Annotated in this window: 16 protein-coding genes and 2 pseudogenes; 7 read left to right on the top strand and 11 right to left on the bottom strand. The window is 57.5% G+C overall.

Going from position 1 to position 19,250, the window contains the following annotated elements; all coding sequences use genetic code 11:
- The first annotated feature begins 65 nt into the window (after positions 1-65).
- Both HPT29_RS26335 and HPT29_RS26330 read left to right on the top strand, forming a co-directional pair.
- Positions 66-1,099: pseudogene (locus HPT29_RS26335) on the top strand (IS630 family transposase).
- A 536-nt stretch (positions 1,100-1,635) separates the two neighbouring features.
- Positions 1,636-1,905, top strand: coding sequence for a hypothetical protein (locus HPT29_RS26330; protein ID WP_173945620.1), 270 nt, complete (start codon positions 1,636-1,638; stop codon positions 1,903-1,905).
- A gap of 109 nt (positions 1,906-2,014) precedes the next feature.
- Here HPT29_RS26330 and HPT29_RS26325 read toward each other — a convergent pair.
- The 9 genes and pseudogenes from HPT29_RS26325 to HPT29_RS26290 form a co-directional block, all read right to left on the bottom strand.
- Positions 2,015-2,603: pseudogene (locus HPT29_RS26325) on the bottom strand (5'-methylthioadenosine/S-adenosylhomocysteine nucleosidase).
- 94 nt (positions 2,604-2,697) lie between these two features.
- Positions 2,698-3,162, bottom strand: a complete 465-nt coding sequence (locus tag HPT29_RS26320) for a cupin domain-containing protein (protein WP_173945619.1) — start codon at positions 3,160-3,162, stop codon at positions 2,698-2,700.
- A gap of 282 nt (positions 3,163-3,444) precedes the next feature.
- The gene (locus HPT29_RS26315) at positions 3,445-3,972 is read right to left on the bottom strand and encodes a cysteine dioxygenase (RefSeq protein ID WP_173945618.1); all 528 of its coding nucleotides are present in this window, start codon (positions 3,970-3,972) and stop codon (positions 3,445-3,447) included.
- Between the two features lie 313 nt (positions 3,973-4,285).
- Entirely contained in the window at positions 4,286-4,765 is a 480-nt protein-coding gene (locus tag HPT29_RS26310; protein ID WP_173945617.1) for an Lrp/AsnC family transcriptional regulator, read from the bottom strand.
- Between the two features lie 504 nt (positions 4,766-5,269).
- Positions 5,270-6,175 carry an intradiol ring-cleavage dioxygenase gene (locus tag HPT29_RS26305; RefSeq protein WP_173945616.1) on the bottom strand — a complete coding sequence of 302 codons (906 nt, stop codon included), beginning with the start codon at positions 6,173-6,175 and terminating at the stop codon, positions 5,270-5,272.
- Positions 6,176-6,288: 113 nt separating this feature from the next.
- Positions 6,289-6,819: a cupin domain-containing protein gene (locus HPT29_RS26300; RefSeq protein WP_173945615.1), complete on the bottom strand. Its 531-nt coding sequence runs from the start codon at positions 6,817-6,819 to the stop codon at positions 6,289-6,291.
- A gap of 54 nt (positions 6,820-6,873) precedes the next feature.
- Complete coding sequence (locus tag HPT29_RS26295) at positions 6,874-7,539, bottom strand: class I SAM-dependent methyltransferase (RefSeq protein ID WP_173945614.1); 666 nt, start codon at positions 7,537-7,539, stop codon at positions 6,874-6,876.
- Positions 7,540-8,219: 680 nt separating this feature from the next.
- On the bottom strand, positions 8,220-8,591 hold the full coding sequence (locus HPT29_RS29055; RefSeq protein ID WP_432807316.1) for a GNAT family N-acetyltransferase: 372 nt from the start codon (positions 8,589-8,591) through the stop codon (positions 8,220-8,222).
- A 220-nt stretch (positions 8,592-8,811) separates the two neighbouring features.
- Positions 8,812-9,135, bottom strand: coding sequence for a DUF1476 domain-containing protein (locus tag HPT29_RS26290; protein ID WP_173945612.1), 324 nt, complete (start codon positions 9,133-9,135; stop codon positions 8,812-8,814).
- Between the two features lie 554 nt (positions 9,136-9,689).
- Here HPT29_RS26290 and HPT29_RS29050 point away from each other — a divergent pair.
- Positions 9,690-10,400, top strand: a complete 711-nt coding sequence (locus HPT29_RS29050; protein WP_432807315.1) for a PTS sugar transporter subunit IIA — start codon at positions 9,690-9,692, stop codon at positions 10,398-10,400.
- A 24-nt stretch (positions 10,401-10,424) separates the two neighbouring features.
- On the opposite strand, the gene HPT29_RS26285 is transcribed toward HPT29_RS29050, so the two are convergent.
- A complete protein-coding gene (locus tag HPT29_RS26285) occupies positions 10,425-11,375 on the bottom strand; it encodes a zinc-dependent alcohol dehydrogenase family protein (protein ID WP_173945610.1) in 951 nt (316 codons plus the stop codon).
- 369 nt (positions 11,376-11,744) lie between these two features.
- Between HPT29_RS26285 and HPT29_RS29045 the strand changes: the two genes are divergently transcribed.
- The 4 genes from HPT29_RS29045 (at position 11,745) to HPT29_RS26260 (ending at position 16,219) form a co-directional block, all read left to right on the top strand.
- Positions 11,745-12,029, top strand: a complete 285-nt coding sequence (locus HPT29_RS29045) for an efflux RND transporter permease subunit (protein WP_432807341.1) — start codon at positions 11,745-11,747, stop codon at positions 12,027-12,029.
- A gap of 175 nt (positions 12,030-12,204) precedes the next feature.
- Positions 12,205-12,399, top strand: a complete 195-nt coding sequence (locus HPT29_RS26275) for a Rossmann-fold NAD(P)-binding domain-containing protein (protein WP_173945609.1) — start codon at positions 12,205-12,207, stop codon at positions 12,397-12,399.
- 510 nt (positions 12,400-12,909) lie between these two features.
- On the top strand, positions 12,910-14,349 hold the full coding sequence (locus HPT29_RS26265) for a carbohydrate porin (RefSeq protein WP_173945608.1): 1,440 nt from the start codon (positions 12,910-12,912) through the stop codon (positions 14,347-14,349).
- 927 nt (positions 14,350-15,276) lie between these two features.
- Positions 15,277-16,219 (top strand): IS630 family transposase gene (locus HPT29_RS26260; protein ID WP_259060839.1). Its coding sequence is split into 2 segments (ribosomal slippage): positions 15,277-15,611 and positions 15,610-16,219, totalling 945 coding nucleotides; the frame shifts between segments, so codons are not numbered across the junction.
- Positions 16,220-17,452: 1,233 nt separating this feature from the next.
- On the opposite strand, the gene HPT29_RS26255 is transcribed toward HPT29_RS26260, so the two are convergent.
- Positions 17,453-18,424 (bottom strand): MBL fold metallo-hydrolase, encoded by a 972-nt coding sequence (locus HPT29_RS26255; RefSeq protein ID WP_259060861.1) that lies wholly within the window; start codon positions 18,422-18,424, stop codon positions 17,453-17,455.
- Positions 18,425-19,250 lie beyond the last annotated feature (826 nt).

The raw sequence follows: 19,250 nt of genomic DNA, 5'->3' as shown, positions 1-19,250 counted from the left end.
GTGGATCCTTATTGATCCGGCTTGGGTGCTCTTGAAATCCGCGTTCCTCGGCCCAAGTCGGCGGGATGAAGCATATAGACATGCGCAAGCTGCCCGCAGCCGCGCAAGAAGAGCGCCGGCGGCAAGTGATCGGCCTGCGCCAGAGCGGGCTGACCTATGAGGCCATTGCCGCGCAGGTGGGTCTGACCCGCACCGGCGTCTTCGACATTTGCCGCCGCTTTGCCGAGAAGGGTCAGGCCGGCTTGGCCAGCGGACCGCGCGGCCCGGCCCCTGGCACAGGGCGGTTTCTCCAGGCCGAGCAGGAAGCGCAAGTCCGCGCGCTGATCCGCCGGCACACGCCTGACGAACTCGGTCTTCCGTTCGCCCTATGGAGCCGGGCAGCGGTGCGGGCGCTCATCGAGCAGCACTGCGGGGTCCGGCTGGCGGTGCGTACGATGAGCACCTACCTGGCACGCTGGGACTTCACGGCCCAGAAGCCACTCCGCCGCGCCTATGAGCAGTCGCCAAAAGCCGTACGGCGCTTGCTGCGGCAGGACTATCCGGCCATTGTGGCGCAAGCCAGAGGAGAGAAGGGCACGATCTTCTGGGGGGTGAGACCGGCTTGCGCTCCGATGATGTGCGTGGCCGCTGCTTCGCTCCACGCGGCCGGACACCGGTCGTGCGCCCCAGCCACAAGCGCGCGGGGCTGGGCCTGATCTCGGCTGTGACCAACAAGGGCGAGCTGCGCTGGATGGTGCTCGAGGGCGCGCTCAAGGCCCCGACCCTGATCCGCTTTCTCGGGCGGCTCATTCAGGAGGCCCGCGGCAAGGTGTTTCTGATCTGGGACAACCTGCCGGTCCATCGGGCCCGGGCGGTGCAGGACTGGTTGACCGAGCACCAAGAGCAGATCGGGGTCTTCCACTTGCCCTCCTATAGCCCGGAGCTGAACCCGGACGAGGGCCTGAACGCTGACCTGAAGCACGCCGTGACGCGGAAACCACCCGCCCGCAGCAAGCCCGCCCTCAAGCGCGCCGTCATCAGCCACATGCGTCGGCTCGCCAAGTTGCCCGGCCGAATCCGCAGCTACTTTGGGCATCCGTCATTCCGCTATGCCGCGTAGTTCAAGTTCACCCAAGCCGGATCAGTAATCACTGTCTTGGGAGCGCAGAGGCACATGGAATGCCGATACGCCTATAGCACCTTAAGTGGAGCCTGGTAGGTACGCTTTACCGACGTCACGGTTTCTAGGTGATCGACGGGACTGAGAATCACTTCATCATGGAGCGGCAGCCTGCCGGACCTACGCTCGACCCGTGAGGACGAGGTGTTCCGAAAAGACTCTCTACGGAACGGTATTGTTCCTTGAAGCGCGATCCAGAAGGAATCACCCGCAATGAAGTGTCTACGCATCTATGCCACCCCGAGTGGCGACTCGCATTTCCACGAAACTCGGGGGGCCGTCGCATAGATTAATTTCTGTGCTTTGGTCATCCGGCGGGAAATTGCACGTAAGATCGAGGCGGAAGAAATGTATATGGGTATGAAAATTGGAAAGCGCCTGCCGCACGAGACTCTTTTCGGAGCAGATCGCAATCTGGTCGCCGAGTTGGGCCGCAGACCCTTGGCAATAAATTGTTTAAGCGTTATGGCGGAGGGATGTTTAGGTTCAATGAAGGCGTTTTTGATTCCGCTCTCGGGCCGGACGACATTCGATTTGAAACCAGCGACGAACTATCCAGGCTCAATGCTGATATAGAAGTCCTCAAGCAGCGCATCGCAAACCAAATCAGCCATATTCAGGAACTGACTTGGGAGGCGCAAGACTCAAGGGCTGCCAAAGAAACGCTGAACGAAATGCGAGAGACGATCAGAACCTGGTATGCCCAGCGCGATCTGCTGAACAAATTCGTGCATGTTGAGTCATAACTCGTTCCGATCTTAGGAACCGTCCGGCCTCGGAGTAGGAGCCTAGGCGATCGGCACTTATTGGAGAGTTGCGAGTGCGGCTCTGTCACCCCTGACGTCCGTGACAAGACTAGATTTGCATGCTGCCGTCGTCCAATGTTCGAAAGACTTCGTCGATGGCAGCCGCCAGCTTTTCATCGATGATGCCTAAGTACTCTGACTAATCAGAGAGTTACGTAACATCGCTCCGCCCATCAGAGATACCGCGAATGGCAAGGAGTGGAACGCCGTAGCATTGACTCACACAGCAACGCGAACGTCTCCATGTCGACCATGTCCGCGTCGATGAGGTCGTAGACCGCTCCTGATACTACATTGCCTCCGGTTGACAGGCTCGCCTCTTCGATGCCTGGAAGACGCGTCGGGATTGGGATAACGGCTGGGTGGTCAAGGAATGGTGTGCACCCCTTCTCAAATCCAAGTGGAGAGGCGTCGAGATCACGGTACGAGACGCTGTGAGCCTGGTACAGGACCGTATGCCCAAGTTTGGCCGAGCCTGCAGAGCCGAGTGAAACCACAAGCCGCGGCAGGTTGGATCGTGCGTCGAGCGCAGCGAGCTCCTGCGTCATCCCGATAGCAGCCTCAACAGGGCCGACCCCTGTGATCAAGGGCGCAATGCGTCTCCGCAACGCTGGACCGTATTCCTGAACTGTCGCCATGACGAAAAGCACGGACCTGTCCAGGACAGCATTGCATGTCCTGCTCACGGAAGCTCCTCAACCAATGTTGCCTTAAGCATTTGAGTACGATCGGCTATAGTGAGCCCGTACTGAGGATCTGGCAGTGATTGTTCGATGCAGGCGCCCACCCTTCGGGAGCAAGTGAGAAGCCTTCAAACGTGAAGGCGGGGGACACAACGCAGGTCATGAGCGCCCACCCAGTATCTGCTTGCGCTGCCTGCCAGTCACCTGCCTGAATAAGGTACTGTAGCATTTGCCCGTCGAGCAAACCGGGACCAAGCCTGATACTGGAGACTGGCCCGGTATCTGCAGGCGCCGTACTGAGGGAAATGGCATGACCCGCATGCCAAAGCCACATCTCCTGCGCGTCGACTCGATGCCAGTGCGACGATTGCCCCTTCTCCAGGAGAAAGTAGATAGCGGAGGCCGATCCCCGCGTCCCTTCGCGGGCCTCTGCTCGCCACGTCTCTCGATACCACCCGCCTTCTGGATGGGGCTGCAGTTGCAGGGTTTTAATCAGACTTGCAGGATCAATCATGGCCTCTCCAGAATAACAAGGTGCCTGAATGTTCGCGGCCGTAGTGTCGCTGGATTGTTTTGTGGACGGCGTACACCACCTTTGTAGGGTCTCGGACGCCAGATGTGAACCTCCGCACGAGAAAGGATCTTTTGATAACAACTTGCGTCGGGTGCATTGAAGGGACGCGCTTACACAATCGCTCACCTGCTTCGACACTCCTTCGTAGTGCGGGAGCATGCAGGATGGGCGAGCGCAGGTCGGGGGATAGAGTTGTGAATAGTCGTGGCCAGGAAGTTCTTGTTAAACGCTAAGTTCGACGGCCTCGTATTCACGATGGACAGAAGACGCATGCATCCGATGATCAAAGCCATAAATGTGTAACGAGATCGCCTCATCTGAATAATCATTGCTCATTTGATGAACGTTTGGCCCTGAGGGTAGAAAGCACGCCACAAACCCTGAGGGCCGAACCAATTCTTGTGACAAAGTAGCGCGTCGCTCGTCAATGGCAGAGTAGCGTCGTTCGACAAGGGTTCCCGAAACCATCCCGAAACAGCAGGAGCAGTGATGGTCATGGATCGCCGTTCTGCTTCCCGGTCCCCAGCGCATAGCCCAAACGCTTATATGCCTGTCTCCAAATAAGAGCGTTCTGGTATAGGCGCCTGTCTTCGGCTCTATAGAAATCCCGTCAATCAGGTCAGGCATTGAAACGATCCGCTGCAATACACCATGGGCATTCTCCAAATACGCTTCTGAGGAAGTTTGACCGACCTTACTTAACTGCTCAAATAATGAAGGCATATCGTGACTTGCGAAAGTGTTCATCATAGATGGCTCATTCCAGGGCTTTGAAGCACGTGAATAGGCTACATCTTTCTGGGGGAATTTGTTTCCGATTATGCGTCAGATTACCCCACGACATGCAATAATTTTGCACGCGCATTGGATTTTCAGGACGGCATCATTCGCGAGCTTGAGGTAGACCGCTTTGAAGCACTGCTTAGCGAGCCGCGGAACTCACCGATCTACCGACAAGATGGTTGCGCCATATTACAGGTGAGCGTTCAGCGCGTCTCGTACCCAGCCTTGGCGCATGGGACTGAAATGGCATCGCATAGATGGATGCAACCACGCGAGTGAACTACGCATAATTCAGCGGCACCTGGGTCGTGGCTTTCATTTCCTCCATCGCGAACATCGATGTGACATCGGAAAGTTCCACCCGAGCTATCACTTTGTTGTACAAAGCGTCATAAGTTTCGATATCCGGCACATATGCTTTAATGAGATAGTCGACATCACCACTCATACGATAAACATCGACGATCTCTGGGATGTCTTTCAGAGCTTTGCGAAACTGATCTGTCCAACTCGCGCTATGCTCGCGAGTCTTTATGGCGACAAACACTGTCACGCCCACGTTCAGCTTTTTGCGATCGAGAACAGCGACCCGACGAAGAATGACGCCATCGCGTTCCAGCCTCTGAATACGGCGCCAGCAGGCAGTAGGTGAAATTCCTGCTGCGTCGGCCACTTCCGCTACCGACAATGCGCAATTGTTCTGCAGGATCCTTAGAACTCTCTTATCTATCTCGTCGGTCCGTCTCAGTTCGCGGGTCATCCAACTCTCGCTGTTCAGGGTTATTTTCCGGAAAGTTCTGCTTTTGGACCGGACAGCGTTTCAGCTGACATGCTAGTTATAGATTGAGAACAAGTCTTCTCGCATGTGGCCAAGTTCAAGTGCCACATAGTCCGTCCGCTCTTCATTCGGCTTTTGGCAACTCACGGGTCTACTGTTCAAGCTCCGCTGGTTCTGACGCCAAGTGCCGTGCTGCATTGCCTCTTACGCGGCGCAAAAATGGAGCGCTTCCCGGCGTGCGTTGCGGCAGTATTGCAGAGGAACGAGCAGGAGACTTGAGACGTACAGTTGGAACGTCAATGACAGTGGCATCAGGTTGGAATGCTGAGCACAGACTTGCGCATAGGCCAGTTAACGCCTGACATTGTGGGCAGATCCTTCCAAAGCGTAGAGTGCCGTCTCCAATTGGTCACTTTTGAATCAATCTTTACCCGCTCGGTGAACATGGCATCTCGCTGGCGAACTCCTGCAGATCCCTACATTTGGTCATTCAGCAGGATCGGAGCGAGCTCTAAAGGGCAGGGGAACCTGCTCGGCTGGCTTGAGGCTGAAGTCATAGGAAAGTCTCCGCCAGGGTTTGTCCATCACCCGACCATCCGGGGCGATCCCAGGCGCCTCGTGGATAATAGCTGCAACGAGGGAACGCTTGACCCCAAAGACCGCGTCGCTGTCGAGGTATGGGCTATCGGCGGCATAGACATGGGTGATCAAGGTTTCGTGTCCAGGAGCACCGATCATGAAATGCACGTGTGCTGGGCGATAGGGGTGCCGTTCAGTCGCCTTGAGCATCTCTCCCACTGGCCCGTCATCTGGGATTGGATAGAACTTTGGCATAATTGACCAGAAGTGGAATTGGCCTTGTACATCCGTACGGAACCGTGCACGGAACGTCGGCTCCTCGAGGTCGCTACGCTGCACGTCATAGAACCCGTCGGGATCCGAGTGCCAGATATCGATAACAGCGCCATCCAGCATCTGGCCATCGGCCGACCGTACGGTGCCTTCTACGTAGAGGGGTTCGCCCGACTGTCCGTGTGAGACGTCCGCCCCGTGGGGCAGCTCAGGGGGATTCTGAACATAAAACGGGCCGAGCACGGTAGTCTCAGTCACCTCCTCAGGCGCACCATGATTGATCGCATCAACCAGCATCGACACCCCCAGCGTGTCGGACAAGAGGATGAATTCTTGACGGGTTGCTGTGCAGGTCTGCCCGGTGCGCGTTAGGAATTCGATGGCGTACTGCCACTCGGCGAACGTCAGCTCAACGTCGCGCACGAAATCGTGCAGGTGCTCAGTCAAGCTTATCATGATCTGCCTTAGGCGCGGATCGGGCGTTATCCGAAAGCTGTCGACAACTGCCCGAGTGATTGTAGATTCGTCATAGTCGCGCATAGTAAGCTTCTCCTGGAACACTATGGAGCGGCGCCCATTGTTCGCAGTGGCTGTCGACTTTGCTTAAGAGCAAGTGACGTAGACCGTTAGTTCTTTGGGGTCTATGCGAAGCTTTATTTCTGACGAAGATCCAAGCCTATTGCAGCATTGTCCCCCTGGCCACCAGTCCAGTAGCCAAACCGTGCCGCAGCCTCAAAGAATTCCTGAACCTGCACCTCTGAGATGGCAGCAGCCCGTTCACCTAGCGTTAGAGGCGTGCCAACCACGCGGAAAAACTCAGCCATTCGTGACGTACTCACCACAAGCGCGACATAGGGCGTATCATTCCGGTTGCGAAAAGCGTGCTTTGCACCACCTGGCACGTGGAAAATGTCCCCGGCCTGGATCCGGACCCACCGGAATTCATCGGCGGAGTGGATGAGGCCCTCAGCTTCTCCGGAGAGTCCAATGAATGTCTCGGGATCATCATGGCTATGCAGCGGGACGACGGTTCCCGGGGGGATCGTGCCTCGCATGACAGAAGGGGCATGGTCGGCTCCCGGTTCAACAAGGAGCTGGATTTGCGGCCCCATCACGTCGAGGGTTTCGGCATCGAGCGGATTGACGAAATGGGCAACAAGATTTTTGCTCGTGGAGTTGGGCATCTGACCGTCTTTCAGGGTTGGATGAGCCACGGGTCTGTGGCTGGCGACGTTCCATCACCGAGCGACAAAAAGGGCGGCGCACCCGATCACCCGAACCCTCACATCGTCAAACCGGACAGCGAGTTCGCGACGGAGATCCTCAAGTCCATCGCTCTGGTTCGAGAAAATACCCCTCTTGTTATAGAAGCGCATCAACACCTGAGCTGAACGCGAGCGCTCCACACCTTCCGACAGAAGTGTGGATCCAAACACGACGCCACCGGGAGCCAGGAATGGCTTTAGGTGGTCGAAAACTACAGCTTTCTGCACCAGGGGGCCGGGCAGGCAATGGAGGACGTAATTGAGGCCGATGGAAGCGAAGGGGTCCATCGCGGCTCCAATCGGTTCGAGCACATTGGCCTGTACGACCTTGGGCTGGTAGCGGCTGATCCGGGCTGCCGCCCGCGCCAGGCAGGCTTGGTTGAGATCAAGTAGCGTGATCTGCGGCTGCCGGTTCGGGAAGCGGCAGTGGTCCAGAAACCAGCCGGTGCCAACCCCGACGTCCAGGTGTCGCGCGGCGACGTGCCGGTTATATTGCTCGAGAAGCCGGCCGGTCGGGCACTTCCAGATCAGTGCGTTGGAAAGACCGAGCACCACCAGATCGTAAAGATCGAGTGTCCGCGGCGTGTAGACGGCTTGCCCGGCAACCACTGCCTGATCGACTTGCTCTGGTGCTACCATGTTTCTACGGACTTCAGATCCATGCCTATCGTCCGCCTGAACTGGCGTGACAATGCTGCTCTAGTGCCATTTATGGCTCTCAAGAGTTAGGCTAGCAACCCGGCGTATCCTGCCTATCAAGACAACACCCCATCATTTTGGGACAACAACCGTTGAGAGGGGATCCTCTATGCCCTGAGCCCGTTTCCACTGAGCTCAAGGACCTTGGCTAACACTGAGCCGACCTTGGCTCTGGGGTGACATACGTTTCGCACCGTCCTGATGAGATCATGGGTGTGCCTCTTCATGGGGAGCCACATGCCTGAGCCCGACGATGCAGAATGGCCGTCCCACGTGGATACGTTGGTCGCCGCCCGGCCAACCATCGCCTCCTCTTCGAAGACGGCGCTGTGCGGGTAGTCATTATCGAGTCGGGTGAGCGCGGGAAACTGCATCCCCATCGGTGGCTCAGTCTCATGATCGTGCTGGCCCTTTCGAACTACCGGAACTTCGACGCAAACGACAACGAGATCCGTCCGTCGGGCGGAGTTCCTGCCAGTCCCGTACTGCCGCGGACGCTACCCCTGCCACCGCAGCGACTGCACGCCGTTGAGGTCGCGGCTAACGCGCCGCACGGCTTTCGGGGCATTCGGATCGAGTTCAAGACGCTTGAGGTATAAGGCCCTACCGAAATTTTGTCCTCATGAAGCGGGTGAGGCTCCGCTAGGTTGCCGCTCACGGATGAAGTGGGTTTCGGCCTCGTCGATCACGGCGAACTCATGGCATCGGTACAGCGATCCCACCGGATTCCAATTGAGATACCGAAGCCGGGTCGGCTTTCCGCGAGCGTCGGTGATGGCAAGACATTGGTTCAGGATCCTCGCTCCTAAAACCTGTCCCTGATGAACGGGGAGCAGGTAGAACTCATCGAGGCGCACATGATCGGCAAGAGCCGTGAAGGCGACGGTGCCAACCGCCTGACCCATGACCATAACAGGGGAGAGTGGTGTGTCTCGGAACCGCTGCTGGTGGAAGATCCGTTGGAACGCCTCATCCCCTCTCCACCGCACCATAATGGGAGGGTCGGTGGCCGCCCGCTTGACCTCAAATGCGAGGTCTCTCGCCTCGGCCGTCTAAGGAATGGGGTCAAAGCTGACGTCAGGAGGCAGGGCAGAAATTTCCATCGACCCCTCGTGCTCGATCGTCGCTCTCGCTCTTCTCGGAGGTATGATAGGTCCAGTTCTAAAGCTTATGAGGATGCCGCCGCGGCGCACCAGTACTGGACAAGACGTGTCACTGCCCTGCCTTCATCCTTTCAACGGCTTCATTCATGAAGCCTGCTAGCATGCCAGCCAGTTCAGTATCGCTCGCGGTCTTGCCCACAGCCTCGAAATCCTGGCGCACCTTGCGGATGACGTCGGCGTCCCCGGCTTCCTGGAAATCGGCCAGGATGACAGTCTGCGCATAGGCTTCGGCGTCCGAACCGATCTTGCCAAGTTGCTGAGCGGCCCAAAGCCCAAAGAGCTTGTTGCGGCGAGCAACCACTTTGAAGCGAAGTTCCTCATCGTGAGCGAACTTTCTTTCGAAAGCATCTCCGCGATCATCAAAGCTGGCCATGCTCTTTGTCTCCTCAGGTCCGTAACTGACTGGGTGCAGGAGTGTCCGCACCAAACCTTGTCATACGCTACGTTGAACGCAGCCTCCCCTCTGCCTTGGAGCTTGAAGGACCACTGCCGTGAAAGCATGACCTGATGTTTACGCTGTCAGCGTTTGATTTAATCCCGGTTCAGGCACTCGCCTTTGCAAAACCAGCTTCGCTGTGGGCTTGGTGTAATTCAAGAAGGCAGCCGATCGCAACCTTGAACCGTCTCTTCAGAGCCTCTTAAGGATAGCTGCCGGCACCAGTTTGAACTTACCGTCCAACTCCGCATCAGTATCATGTCATGAACGCGCGAACCATCTTGCAGCGACTTCTCTACCCGGTAGGCATCCTTCCAATGGGCATTAAAGCCCCTGACGAATTCCAGGAGCCGTCCGGGTCATAGCATCTGAATCCTGTTCTCCCGAAGATATGAGGCGGCCTGAGCTAATATGGTCGGCATTGACGATGGCATCTAGCACGATGGCGTGTCTGATCACGCCGGAATGCATTATTCCAAGCTTACGATCCTGTGATCTCAAGCACGCGATCGCGCAGATGGTCGATATTGCGGCCGAGAAGGCTTCCTTCGCCCCTTGCGGTTCTGCAGACGGTTGTCGCTCGTGGGGAGCGCTCAACGTTCGGCTTCGTGCGAGGGGTCGAGGTCCCGCACGCTCCCCTTTCCGGCCTCGAGAGGCCTCTGGGCATTTTCGCCCGCCTATGGCCAGCCCAGAACTTTGGCGCGGCCGATGGTCTGCCTTCGGATCTAGCGTTTCTTCTCCTGAGCCCAGACGGTGATGACTCAATGCATTTGCGCGCGTTGGCCTGTGTGGTTCGGCGCTTGCGGGACCTCGAAGTGGCCGAATGCCTCAGGTCGGCCCATGACGCCGAGGCACTTTACGTGATGCTGACAAGCGACGCTTGGCGTGAGCACGATGGCAAGCCCGAGTCGGGACCTTTCGCCACACTGCAGGCCAGCAATCCCCGCTACGGCGGTGCCGGCGATCGGTTCAGGGATGATGAGTACGGCGCACAGATGGACGCCGACTACAGGATCGCGCCCACGTTCCGAGCTCTAAGGCACCGTCAGGACGCTGTCGCGGACGCAATTGACCGCGCCACGCAGCAATCTAGCGAAGTGCGGGCCTTATCAGCCCGGCCGGTTTGTGGAGTCCGCAGAGCCAGGTGTGGTACGCTCTGGATCGGGCTGTCTCACCTCAGTCATCAATGGCTCGTCTTCTGAGACGAACCGCCGAACCAGCCTCGATTATTGCTCCACCTGAAGGATGATCTTGCCCCGGCCATGGCCGGAGTCGAGCCGTGCGTGAGCCTTGCCGACCTCCGCGAGCGGGAGCACGGTATCGATCACGACCTTGGCCTGACCGCGCTCGAAGACCGGAGTCATTTCACGCAGCCGCGCGCTTTCCCGGGTCAGGAAGGTTCCGAACAAGGTCTGGTTTCTGGTATAGAGCGCGCTCAGGTCACCATCGGGTGGGAGAATGGCGGCGATCCGGCCAAAGGGCCGCGTCACCAGCGTGCTGAGAGAGACATTGCCGCCTGCCGTATCGAACGACGCATCGACCCCGTCTCCGCCCGTGGCTCCTAGGATCCGTTCAGCCACGTCGGCATCACGGTAATCCACCGCCATGTCCGCTCCCAGCTCCTGCACGGCTGAGTGGTTGACCTCGCTGGCCGTTGCGATGACCCGCGCACCCGCGGCTTTGGCAAACTGGATGGCAAAGGAGCCAACACCGCCGGCACCCCCGTGGATCAGCACCGTCTCACCCGGACGGACATTCAGGCGACGGACGATCGCCTCCCAGGCCGTGCCACCAGCCAGGGGAATACCGGCCGCCTCGACATGGCTGAGATTCGCCGGCTTGGGCGCAACGATGCTTCCTGGGGCGATTGTGTATTCCGCATAGCTCCCGTGTCGATTGCCGAAGATCTCAGGTGTGTAGAACACCTCATCACCCACTTGGAACTCGGCCACACCCGGTCCGAGCCCCTCGATGACCCCAGACACGTCATAGCCGAGCACGGCAGGAAGCGGGATCTGTGCCCAGGTTCCCGCCTGACGGATCTTTGCATCCACTGGATTAGTACCGGAAACGACCACCCGCACGAGAACTTCGCCTGGACCAGGCGCTGGCCTTTCGATGTCCTGAAGCTCGAACACGTCTGGATCGCCGAACCGTGTGATTACCATTGCAAGCATGTTTTGGTCTCCACTTGATGGGAGCCATGTGGATCAGGGTAAGGCCGGTTCAAGCGTGCGCGGTCTCTGCTCGTCTTGCCTGCCGACCTGCGGATGTCGGGGTTTCGACGGAGCCAAAGGGGGCTGAGGATCCGCTGTCGTGCGGCGAAGCGAACCCTCACAGGGCCAAGCTAAATGGCTCAGCTTGATCCCGTATGGTTATCCCCCAGCAGTCTTGGCTACTAGCATAGGGCGAACCCTCATCTAGCAATAGGATTTTCCCTTCCGTTCTTGAAATTTCGCGGCCCCAGAACCGGATCGGGTGCATAATTATGGGGATGGGCTGGCCTCTTGGACGGGAGCAAGCCATGGGACAGCTTAACCGTCGCCATGCACTGCTCAGTATCGCTGCCGCATCTTCATTCGTATCTTCCGACAAAGTCGTTGCTCGAGGAGCAGCCTTGCCCGAGGGCCGGGGTGGACCCTACCATCACGGTGGATCGGGAGGAGGGGATCTCAACCCAGGAGGCCATACGCAAGGCCGCCCTCCTCAGCGTCCCGCCGATTATGATAGCCGCCATGGCGGCCCTGCTCGGCGGTATGCCGCTCATGCTAGATCATGGAACGGGAGCCGAAATCCGCCGCCCTTGGGCTACGCCATGGCGGGTTGCCTGATTGTCAGCCAAGCGCTCACGTTTTCACCGCGCCGGTGATCTATCTCTATCTCGACTGTCTTTCGACGGCAGCCCGATCCTGGTGGTCCGGTAATGGTGCCGCTGATCTCGAAATGAAGCCGGAGGCCGTGTCACAGGCTGCTGAGTGGCATGCTTGAGAGTTATACAGGAGGCTCGTGCTTTTGAAAGGTCAATCCGTTCTGGTATTGGGCGTCTCTTCTGGCATCGATGCCGAGGTTGGGCTGGCGCTCGCGGCAGCGGGAGCCGAGATTGCAATCAACGATCATACCGGACTTGAGGCTGCGGGAAGGATCACGTCAAACATCCCGTCACGCGGTGGCGAGACTTTCGCCATTGAGGCGGATGTCTAAGACGAACGAGACATCAAGGCAATGATCGCTCCTTCAGCCGAGTGACTTGGCCGCCGTGAAGTTCTGGTGCCGAATTCCGGTATGCCGAAGGATGCATCGTTCCAGGCTTCTTCGCTCGCAGACTGGCGACGTGTTATCGACGTTGGGCGGCGTGACTGGCCACGGCACGGCTCGTGCGAGACATTCTAGTCTGAGGGCGGTCACAAGCCACTCTGCCGACGTGAGCGCATCATGACGCGGTGCAAGTCAGCCGGGCAGGCCCTGCGCTTTCTCTCAGCTCACGATCAGGTTACAAACCTCTTCCGCCGCCATGCCAACATCACCGCTGCCGGATCATAGTCAGACCTGGTGCCCAAGCTTTTCCGATGCGGGCCGAGCTGGCAAGCATTAAAGTGAACCCCTGTGACCCGGCGACCCGATCGTGCGCTTTGCCCTCAGCCCGTTAATTTGACGATGTCGGTTGACGCGGCCATTCTCCAATTGTGAGTTTCCTTGGTGGGGTGACGTTCCATGTATAGCACCGCGCGCGGCGACGTCTGGAGCTTCAGGTCTGTATCAGCGCTGCTTGCTTATGGAGTAACGACTTCGCTGGTCGCATGTGGTGCGGCTGCTCAGGACAACGCACGGCCCCTTAGACCTCCGGAGCCATGTAGCGCATCCGAGACACTGGCAAGCACCTGGACGATACAAGGCTTTCCCAAGGACCTGGACACCACTGGGCTCCAACTCTGCGTCAATTACACCGCCGAGGCTCTGGCAAACCTGAAGGGCGGCGTCCGGACTGGCCCGATCTATGAAGGAAAGCTGGAAGGCATCGTGCATGCCGACTTGCATACCCTCGTAGGGTGGCCCGGGGCGACGATCCACGCAAACTTCCTCCAGATCCACGGGCGGGGACTGTCTCGCTACTATCTCAGCAATCTCCTGACCGTCAGTGGCATTGAGGCCCTTCCCTCGACACGGCTGCAGGAGGTCTGGCTCGAACAGGAAATCGGGACATGGGCATCAATCCGCATCGGGCAGATGGCCGTCGACTCGGAATTCCTGACAAGCAGCTACGCAGGGCTGTTCGTGAATGCCACGTTCGGATGGCCTGCCATCACCGCAGCCGCCCTGCCCAGTGGAGGGCCAGCCTATCCGCTTTCCGCTCCGGGAGCGCGAATCAAGGTCAAATCTCCGGACACCCCACTGACGCTGCTCCTTGCAGTATTCAATGGCGATCCGGCTGGGCCCGGTGATGCGGATCCCCAGCGCCTCAACCGCAGAGGGACGAACTTTAGGCTAGATGACCCGCCACTTTACATCGGCGAAGCGCAATACACCTACAATTCAGATAATGGGGCACGAAGCCTTCCGGGAACCTTGAAGGTTGGCACCTGGTATCATACAGCCCAATTCAATGATCTCCGGTTCGACGCCGGTGGTTTTCCCCTGGCGGATCCCGAAAGCTTGGGCCAACCTGCCCGCCATCGCGGCAATCAAGGTGTTTACGGCGTACTCGACCAGACCCTGTGGCGTGACCGGAGCGGGGGGTCCAGCGGTGAATACTCGGGCCCGGAAGTCGGCATGTTCACGAGGCTGTCGTTCAGCCCAGCGGACAGGAGCCTAATCAATTTCTACGCAGATGCAGGCTTGAGCTTCAAGGGCCTCGTGCCAACCCGGAAGGACGATGTGTTCGGCATCGCATTCGGATATGGATCAATCTCGTCCAGGGCTCGCGGCTTCGACCGCGACACGGCTTTCTTTTCCCGAGCGCCTACCGTGATCAGGGACTACGAGGCCGTCCTGGAAATGACGTATCAACTTCAACTGGCGAACGGATGGTTCCTTCAGCCCGACTTCCAGTACATCTTCCATCCGGGAGGTCATGTACCAGATCCGAAGACCAATCCCGTCAGAGCTCTCCGGGATGAAGCAGTGGCCGGCATCCGCATGATCGCAACGTATTAATGGTTTCGGCGTTCCGGATGCTTCAAGCGCTACATCCGTCAAGGTGGACTTTCTAGGGATCCACCGCATCCATTTTGTTTCAGAGATTCATAAATAGCTCCTTTAATTCAGGAACCGAGCCGCCGCTCAAGGGCATCGGCGTCTATCTGCTCGGCGGCGCGGGGAATGCCAAAATCGGGTTCCGATTGCTCTCGATAAGCAGGCTGCTTTCGGCACTCCTTCATTCATGTCAATTACTGGGATGATCGCAACCCCTATCCTCCGGACGTCTCCCGAATCTGCCGTTTCTAATCAGATCCGAACGTGCATCTGCCAAACGCGTATCCAAGCTTCAAGTGAGGCAGCGAGCATCAATCGGGGCCAACTTCCGCATCTGCCATAGGAGAGGAGCACGCCGGATTGAGCAGCCTCTCCGCAGCCAGCGGATAGCTCAGAGGAAGCGGAAAGACAACCAGACCACACAGATGATGATCTGAGGCGGGGAGGAGTGATGCTTGTATCTGACGGTCTTGATCGTGCGCAAACTCTTGGGCCACATGCCACTTCCAAAACCTTATCGTGACATCTCCGCAAGAGATCATCTTGACTGATATGGACCGCATCTATGACGAGGTCGCACTGTGAGTATTGCCAGTCGCCAGATGCTCGGCAACGAGGATAACCTGCATCTCAAAGCTAAGAGAGGCCGGAATTCCTTGGTTTGCCATAAAAATGAATCTCCTGAAGATGATCGCTTCAATTCAACTGGTTTCAGTCTATCTGAACTGATCGAGAGGTATGATGCGCTAATTGGATGCTCAGGTATTCTGTGGGGCCTCGTAATATGGAGCCTTGTGAGACTAGAGCCTTTTCCGACTATTCCGAGTCGGAGGGATTCCGCTTTGAGATCTGATGTGGCCTGCTGGCGTCCAGACATGGAGGCACGGCATGGCACGCGCTTACAGTCAGGATCTGCGGGACCGGGTGATCAAGACAGCCCTGGGTGGCGCCTCAGTGCGGCAGGCCGCCGCCCGCTATGGGGTCGGCATCTCAACCGCCGTTCTGTGGGTGCGCCGCGCTCGATCCGGCGAGGTGGCTGCCCGCCGGCAGGGTCAACCCAGGCACTCCAAGCTCGACGCGCATGCGGCTTTTCTGCTGGAGCTGATTGAAGCCTCCTCGCATATCATTCTTCACGAGATGCAGGCGAGGCTGAAGCAGGAGCGCGGCGTCTCGGCTGGCATCGGCACGCTCTGGCGCTTCTTCCACGCGCGGGCGATCACCGTCAAAAAAAACCGCCCACGCCTGCGAGCGCGACCGGCCCGATGTCAGAGCCGCGCGCGAGGCTTGGTTTGACGGGCAGTTGGATCTCGACCCGGAACGATTGGTGTTCATCGACGAGACCAGCGCCTCGACCAAGATGGCACGCCTGTATGGACGCTGCGCGCGAGGCCAACGCTTGCGGGTCGGACTGCCGCACGGACATTGGAAGACCACCACCTTTGTGGCCGGTCTACGCTTGAGCGGGTTTACCGCGCCGATGGTGCTGGATGGGCCGATGACCGGCCCGTGGTTTGCGGCTTATGTCGAGCAGATCCTGGTGCCGACCCTCCGGCCGGGCGACGTGGTGATCCTGGACAACCTGCCGCCGCACAAGAGCGCGACGGTGCGGGAGCTTGTCGCGGCAACAGGGGCGACGTTGAGGCGCCTGCCGCCGTATTCCCCTGACTTCAACCCAATTGAAAATGCCTTCGCCAAGCTTAAGGCACTGCTGCGCAAGGCGGCTGCCCGCACCAAGGACGCGCTCTGGCAGACCATCGGTGAACTGTTAGACGAGTTCTCGCCCGAGGAATGCGCTAACTACTTCAGGGCCGCTGGATATGAACCGGAGTAAGCGGAAATGGCTCTAGCTGATTGACCACATGAGCTGTGTTGTCTGAGAGCCCACCGGTGTACATGGGAAAGAGAGGCCTTGGCTGGTCTGAAAACGTTGGCCTAAGTTGTGTTCTGCACCACTAAGCTGAGGACAAAGATGACTATTTCGGTATCGTTGTTCCTAGGATGGGCAAAGTGGGTGTAAAGCCCCTTAGCCGATCTCCCGGCTCTGATCGTAGCGGCTGCTAATACCTCGCTTCTATGGGCGACAACAATGGCATCGCCGTGGTGGCTGATGTCCACATGGCGAGCGAACCCTCGAGACATAGCCAGGCGCACTACGTTTTTCCACGCACCTTGAGGGCTCCACCTACGATTCCCTACTAGCCATGTTTGACGATCGCATGCACCGCATCGCAATCCTGCATAGCAGGTCACAGGAGACGCAGAATGGGTGATTGGAGTTACTGGGGGTCGAGACGAGTGATGGCTGTCTTAACAGTTCTGGTTCTTGCGCTCGACATCGGTGGTGCGGGAAGCATCCTAGCAATGGGAGCAGCAAAGGCCCGCAGGCAGCATATAAGCGTCATGACTGGGCCATAGACGTATCAAATAGCCCTATGAGCAGGTCGGACTTTGTCTGAACCCTCGTGAAGATGATTCATCGCCAGAGCAATCCCACTGGTGTGCGAGGCTCGGGACGGGGATGGTGCGTCATTCGTAGATCTACCTTTATCGGTAATCTACAGCCTCGCTGAGTTCTGGCATGAGGGCTGCGCTCTGCGTCGATGCTCTGAGTATTCAACTGTTGGATCCAAGAGGTTGCAACGGGCGGGGGGCAAATAAACAAATGCTCCGGCCTTGGTGTCAAATTTGGAAAGATCAGAGCAGGGACAGGCTCGGGAACGGTTGAATGGTTTAACACCCTTCATGCTAGCCATAATGGTATCCTTATTTGTATCAGTAGATGAGCTGATGTCATACAAGAAGCATACGAACATGCCTCGCGACGATATTGCGATCTGTATCGGCTTTTCAGGCGTTCGATCTGTACCGATTAATTCAAGAGCGCGCGATGTTGAGACGATAGGACCTACGCCGACATATCAGGTGATGTTCTGGCACGTGTGAATACAATACCATAAGGTCGCCCCACCTTTAGCATCTAACATAAAATGCGTCTCGCTCTGGACGACTGGAGGAACGATGGTGAGAGAACTTCATAATGCGGTGTGAGGCCAGATCCTTACATTCAGACACCTTCGTAAACGAGCTTTGCGAAGAAGGCAGGATCGATAACGAACTGTCCCCACTTAGCATCGAACGTGGCGGTTGGTCTTGCAGCAATCGCTTCATCCAGTGATCTACCCTGCTTCTTTAGTTCGGCTACATTGCTGCGGATCGAGGCCAGCATCTCTCGATAGTCTTTTAGTTCTGTTTTGTTGCTCACGGGCTGCCCATGCCCAGGAACGACAATCGTCTCAGCGCTTATGGTTTCAAGGATAGCATCGACGGCTCGGATCGTTCCGTCGATGCTTCCGCCGGTCGAGTAATCGATGAACGGATAAATGCCGTTCCAGTATATGTCGCCTGTATGGAAGATGTCGGCTTCGGCAAATGCGACTGTAATGTCGCCGTCCGTATGTGCATCACGTTGATGCTTCAGAAGCAGTGTCGAATTGTTCAACCGAAGCGACTTCTCAGCAGACATGGACTCGGTGGGAAGTGCCGCCGGTGGTGATGGTGGGAAGTTGAAATCCCAGTCTTCGACTCGTTGTGCCGACCTGAGGTGCTTGATCGTATTCTCATGAGCTAGAATATTTGCACCTTCCATTTTCAGCCACTCATTGCCGTCAGTGTGGTCGAAATGCCAGTGAGTGTTGATCAAATGCCGTATAGGTTCTGGACCGAGCGTGCTCATGGCCTCGACTATGCGAGATCGTGATGCCGAGATGCCCGCATCAATCAGAACCTTACCGTCAGATCCGGGGAGAACAGCAACGTTGCCGCCAGATCCCTCAAGGACACTGACATTGCCCCGCAGATGATGCAACTTGATGGGATCTCTTTCAGCAGCGGCGCGGATCACACCTACGATACCTTTTGCCTGAGCATAAGCCTCTCTCGGCGTCAGCCATCCACCGGTGGCGGCGAATATCGTGGCGCCGGTACAGCAGAGACAGAAACCGCGACGTGTCAAGCGGTTATGGGTGGGAGGGATCACATCTGCCTCCTAAGCTGCTTTGAAGACTTACTCGTAGTAAACCCGAACAAGTTCCTTGCTGGGCGATTCGTATGGCTGCATGGCCCCAAGAGCGAGGGCACTAGCCCGATATACCATGACGATGCTCCCGACGTACTGAGGGTGCACTCAAGAACCTATCCGTCGCTCCTGAGTTGAGAGAATATCGGTTTCACGGCTTCTTCGCTTACGACCCGAGGGGAGGTCGCTAGGAGCGGCCTCTCGTGTGCGGATTGATGCTATGCGATTACCACTTCGGCAGTATGCTACCGAAGCTTCGTGTGGTCTTTCGAGAATGCCCGATCCTTGTCGAGAAGAACAATCTTCTTACCAGAGCCGTTGGCGGTCGACATGGAAGCATGCCCGTTAGCCGATAATCAGTATTCAAGTCGGCGCCACTCAGGTGATCAGTCACGGCTTTTCGCGCTTCTGTCATTTGTCAGACCATGCGAGCGAACCGGCGCGGCGGCCAATCGTGCCGCCCGGACAGCGGCCCGCGTTTCCTGGATGGCGTGATCCAATAAGGCCAGCAGGATAGCCTGACTGAGGCATCCACGATCGTAAACTGCCACACGCGTCGGCAGAGTTACTGACCGCCACAACAGTCGAGGCCAAAAGAAATGGGCTGCTACTGCCGGCAGCCCAAGTTCAGGGAGGAAACGCGCCCGAGAAGGGCCTCAGGAAAGCGAATCGAGCACTATCCTGCACTGAAGAGTGTATGCGACCACGATGAACGACGGCAATTACATCAAAGTATCGACGGATGATCCACAGGTACAATGCACCCAGGACCGTGATGCGAGCTCTG

This window comes from Microvirga terrae (assembly GCF_013307435.2).
Classification (GTDB): domain Bacteria; phylum Pseudomonadota; class Alphaproteobacteria; order Rhizobiales; family Beijerinckiaceae; genus Microvirga; species Microvirga terrae.
Note: the sequence above shows the minus strand (reverse complement) of the source record. Positions and strands in the feature narration are given on the sequence as shown.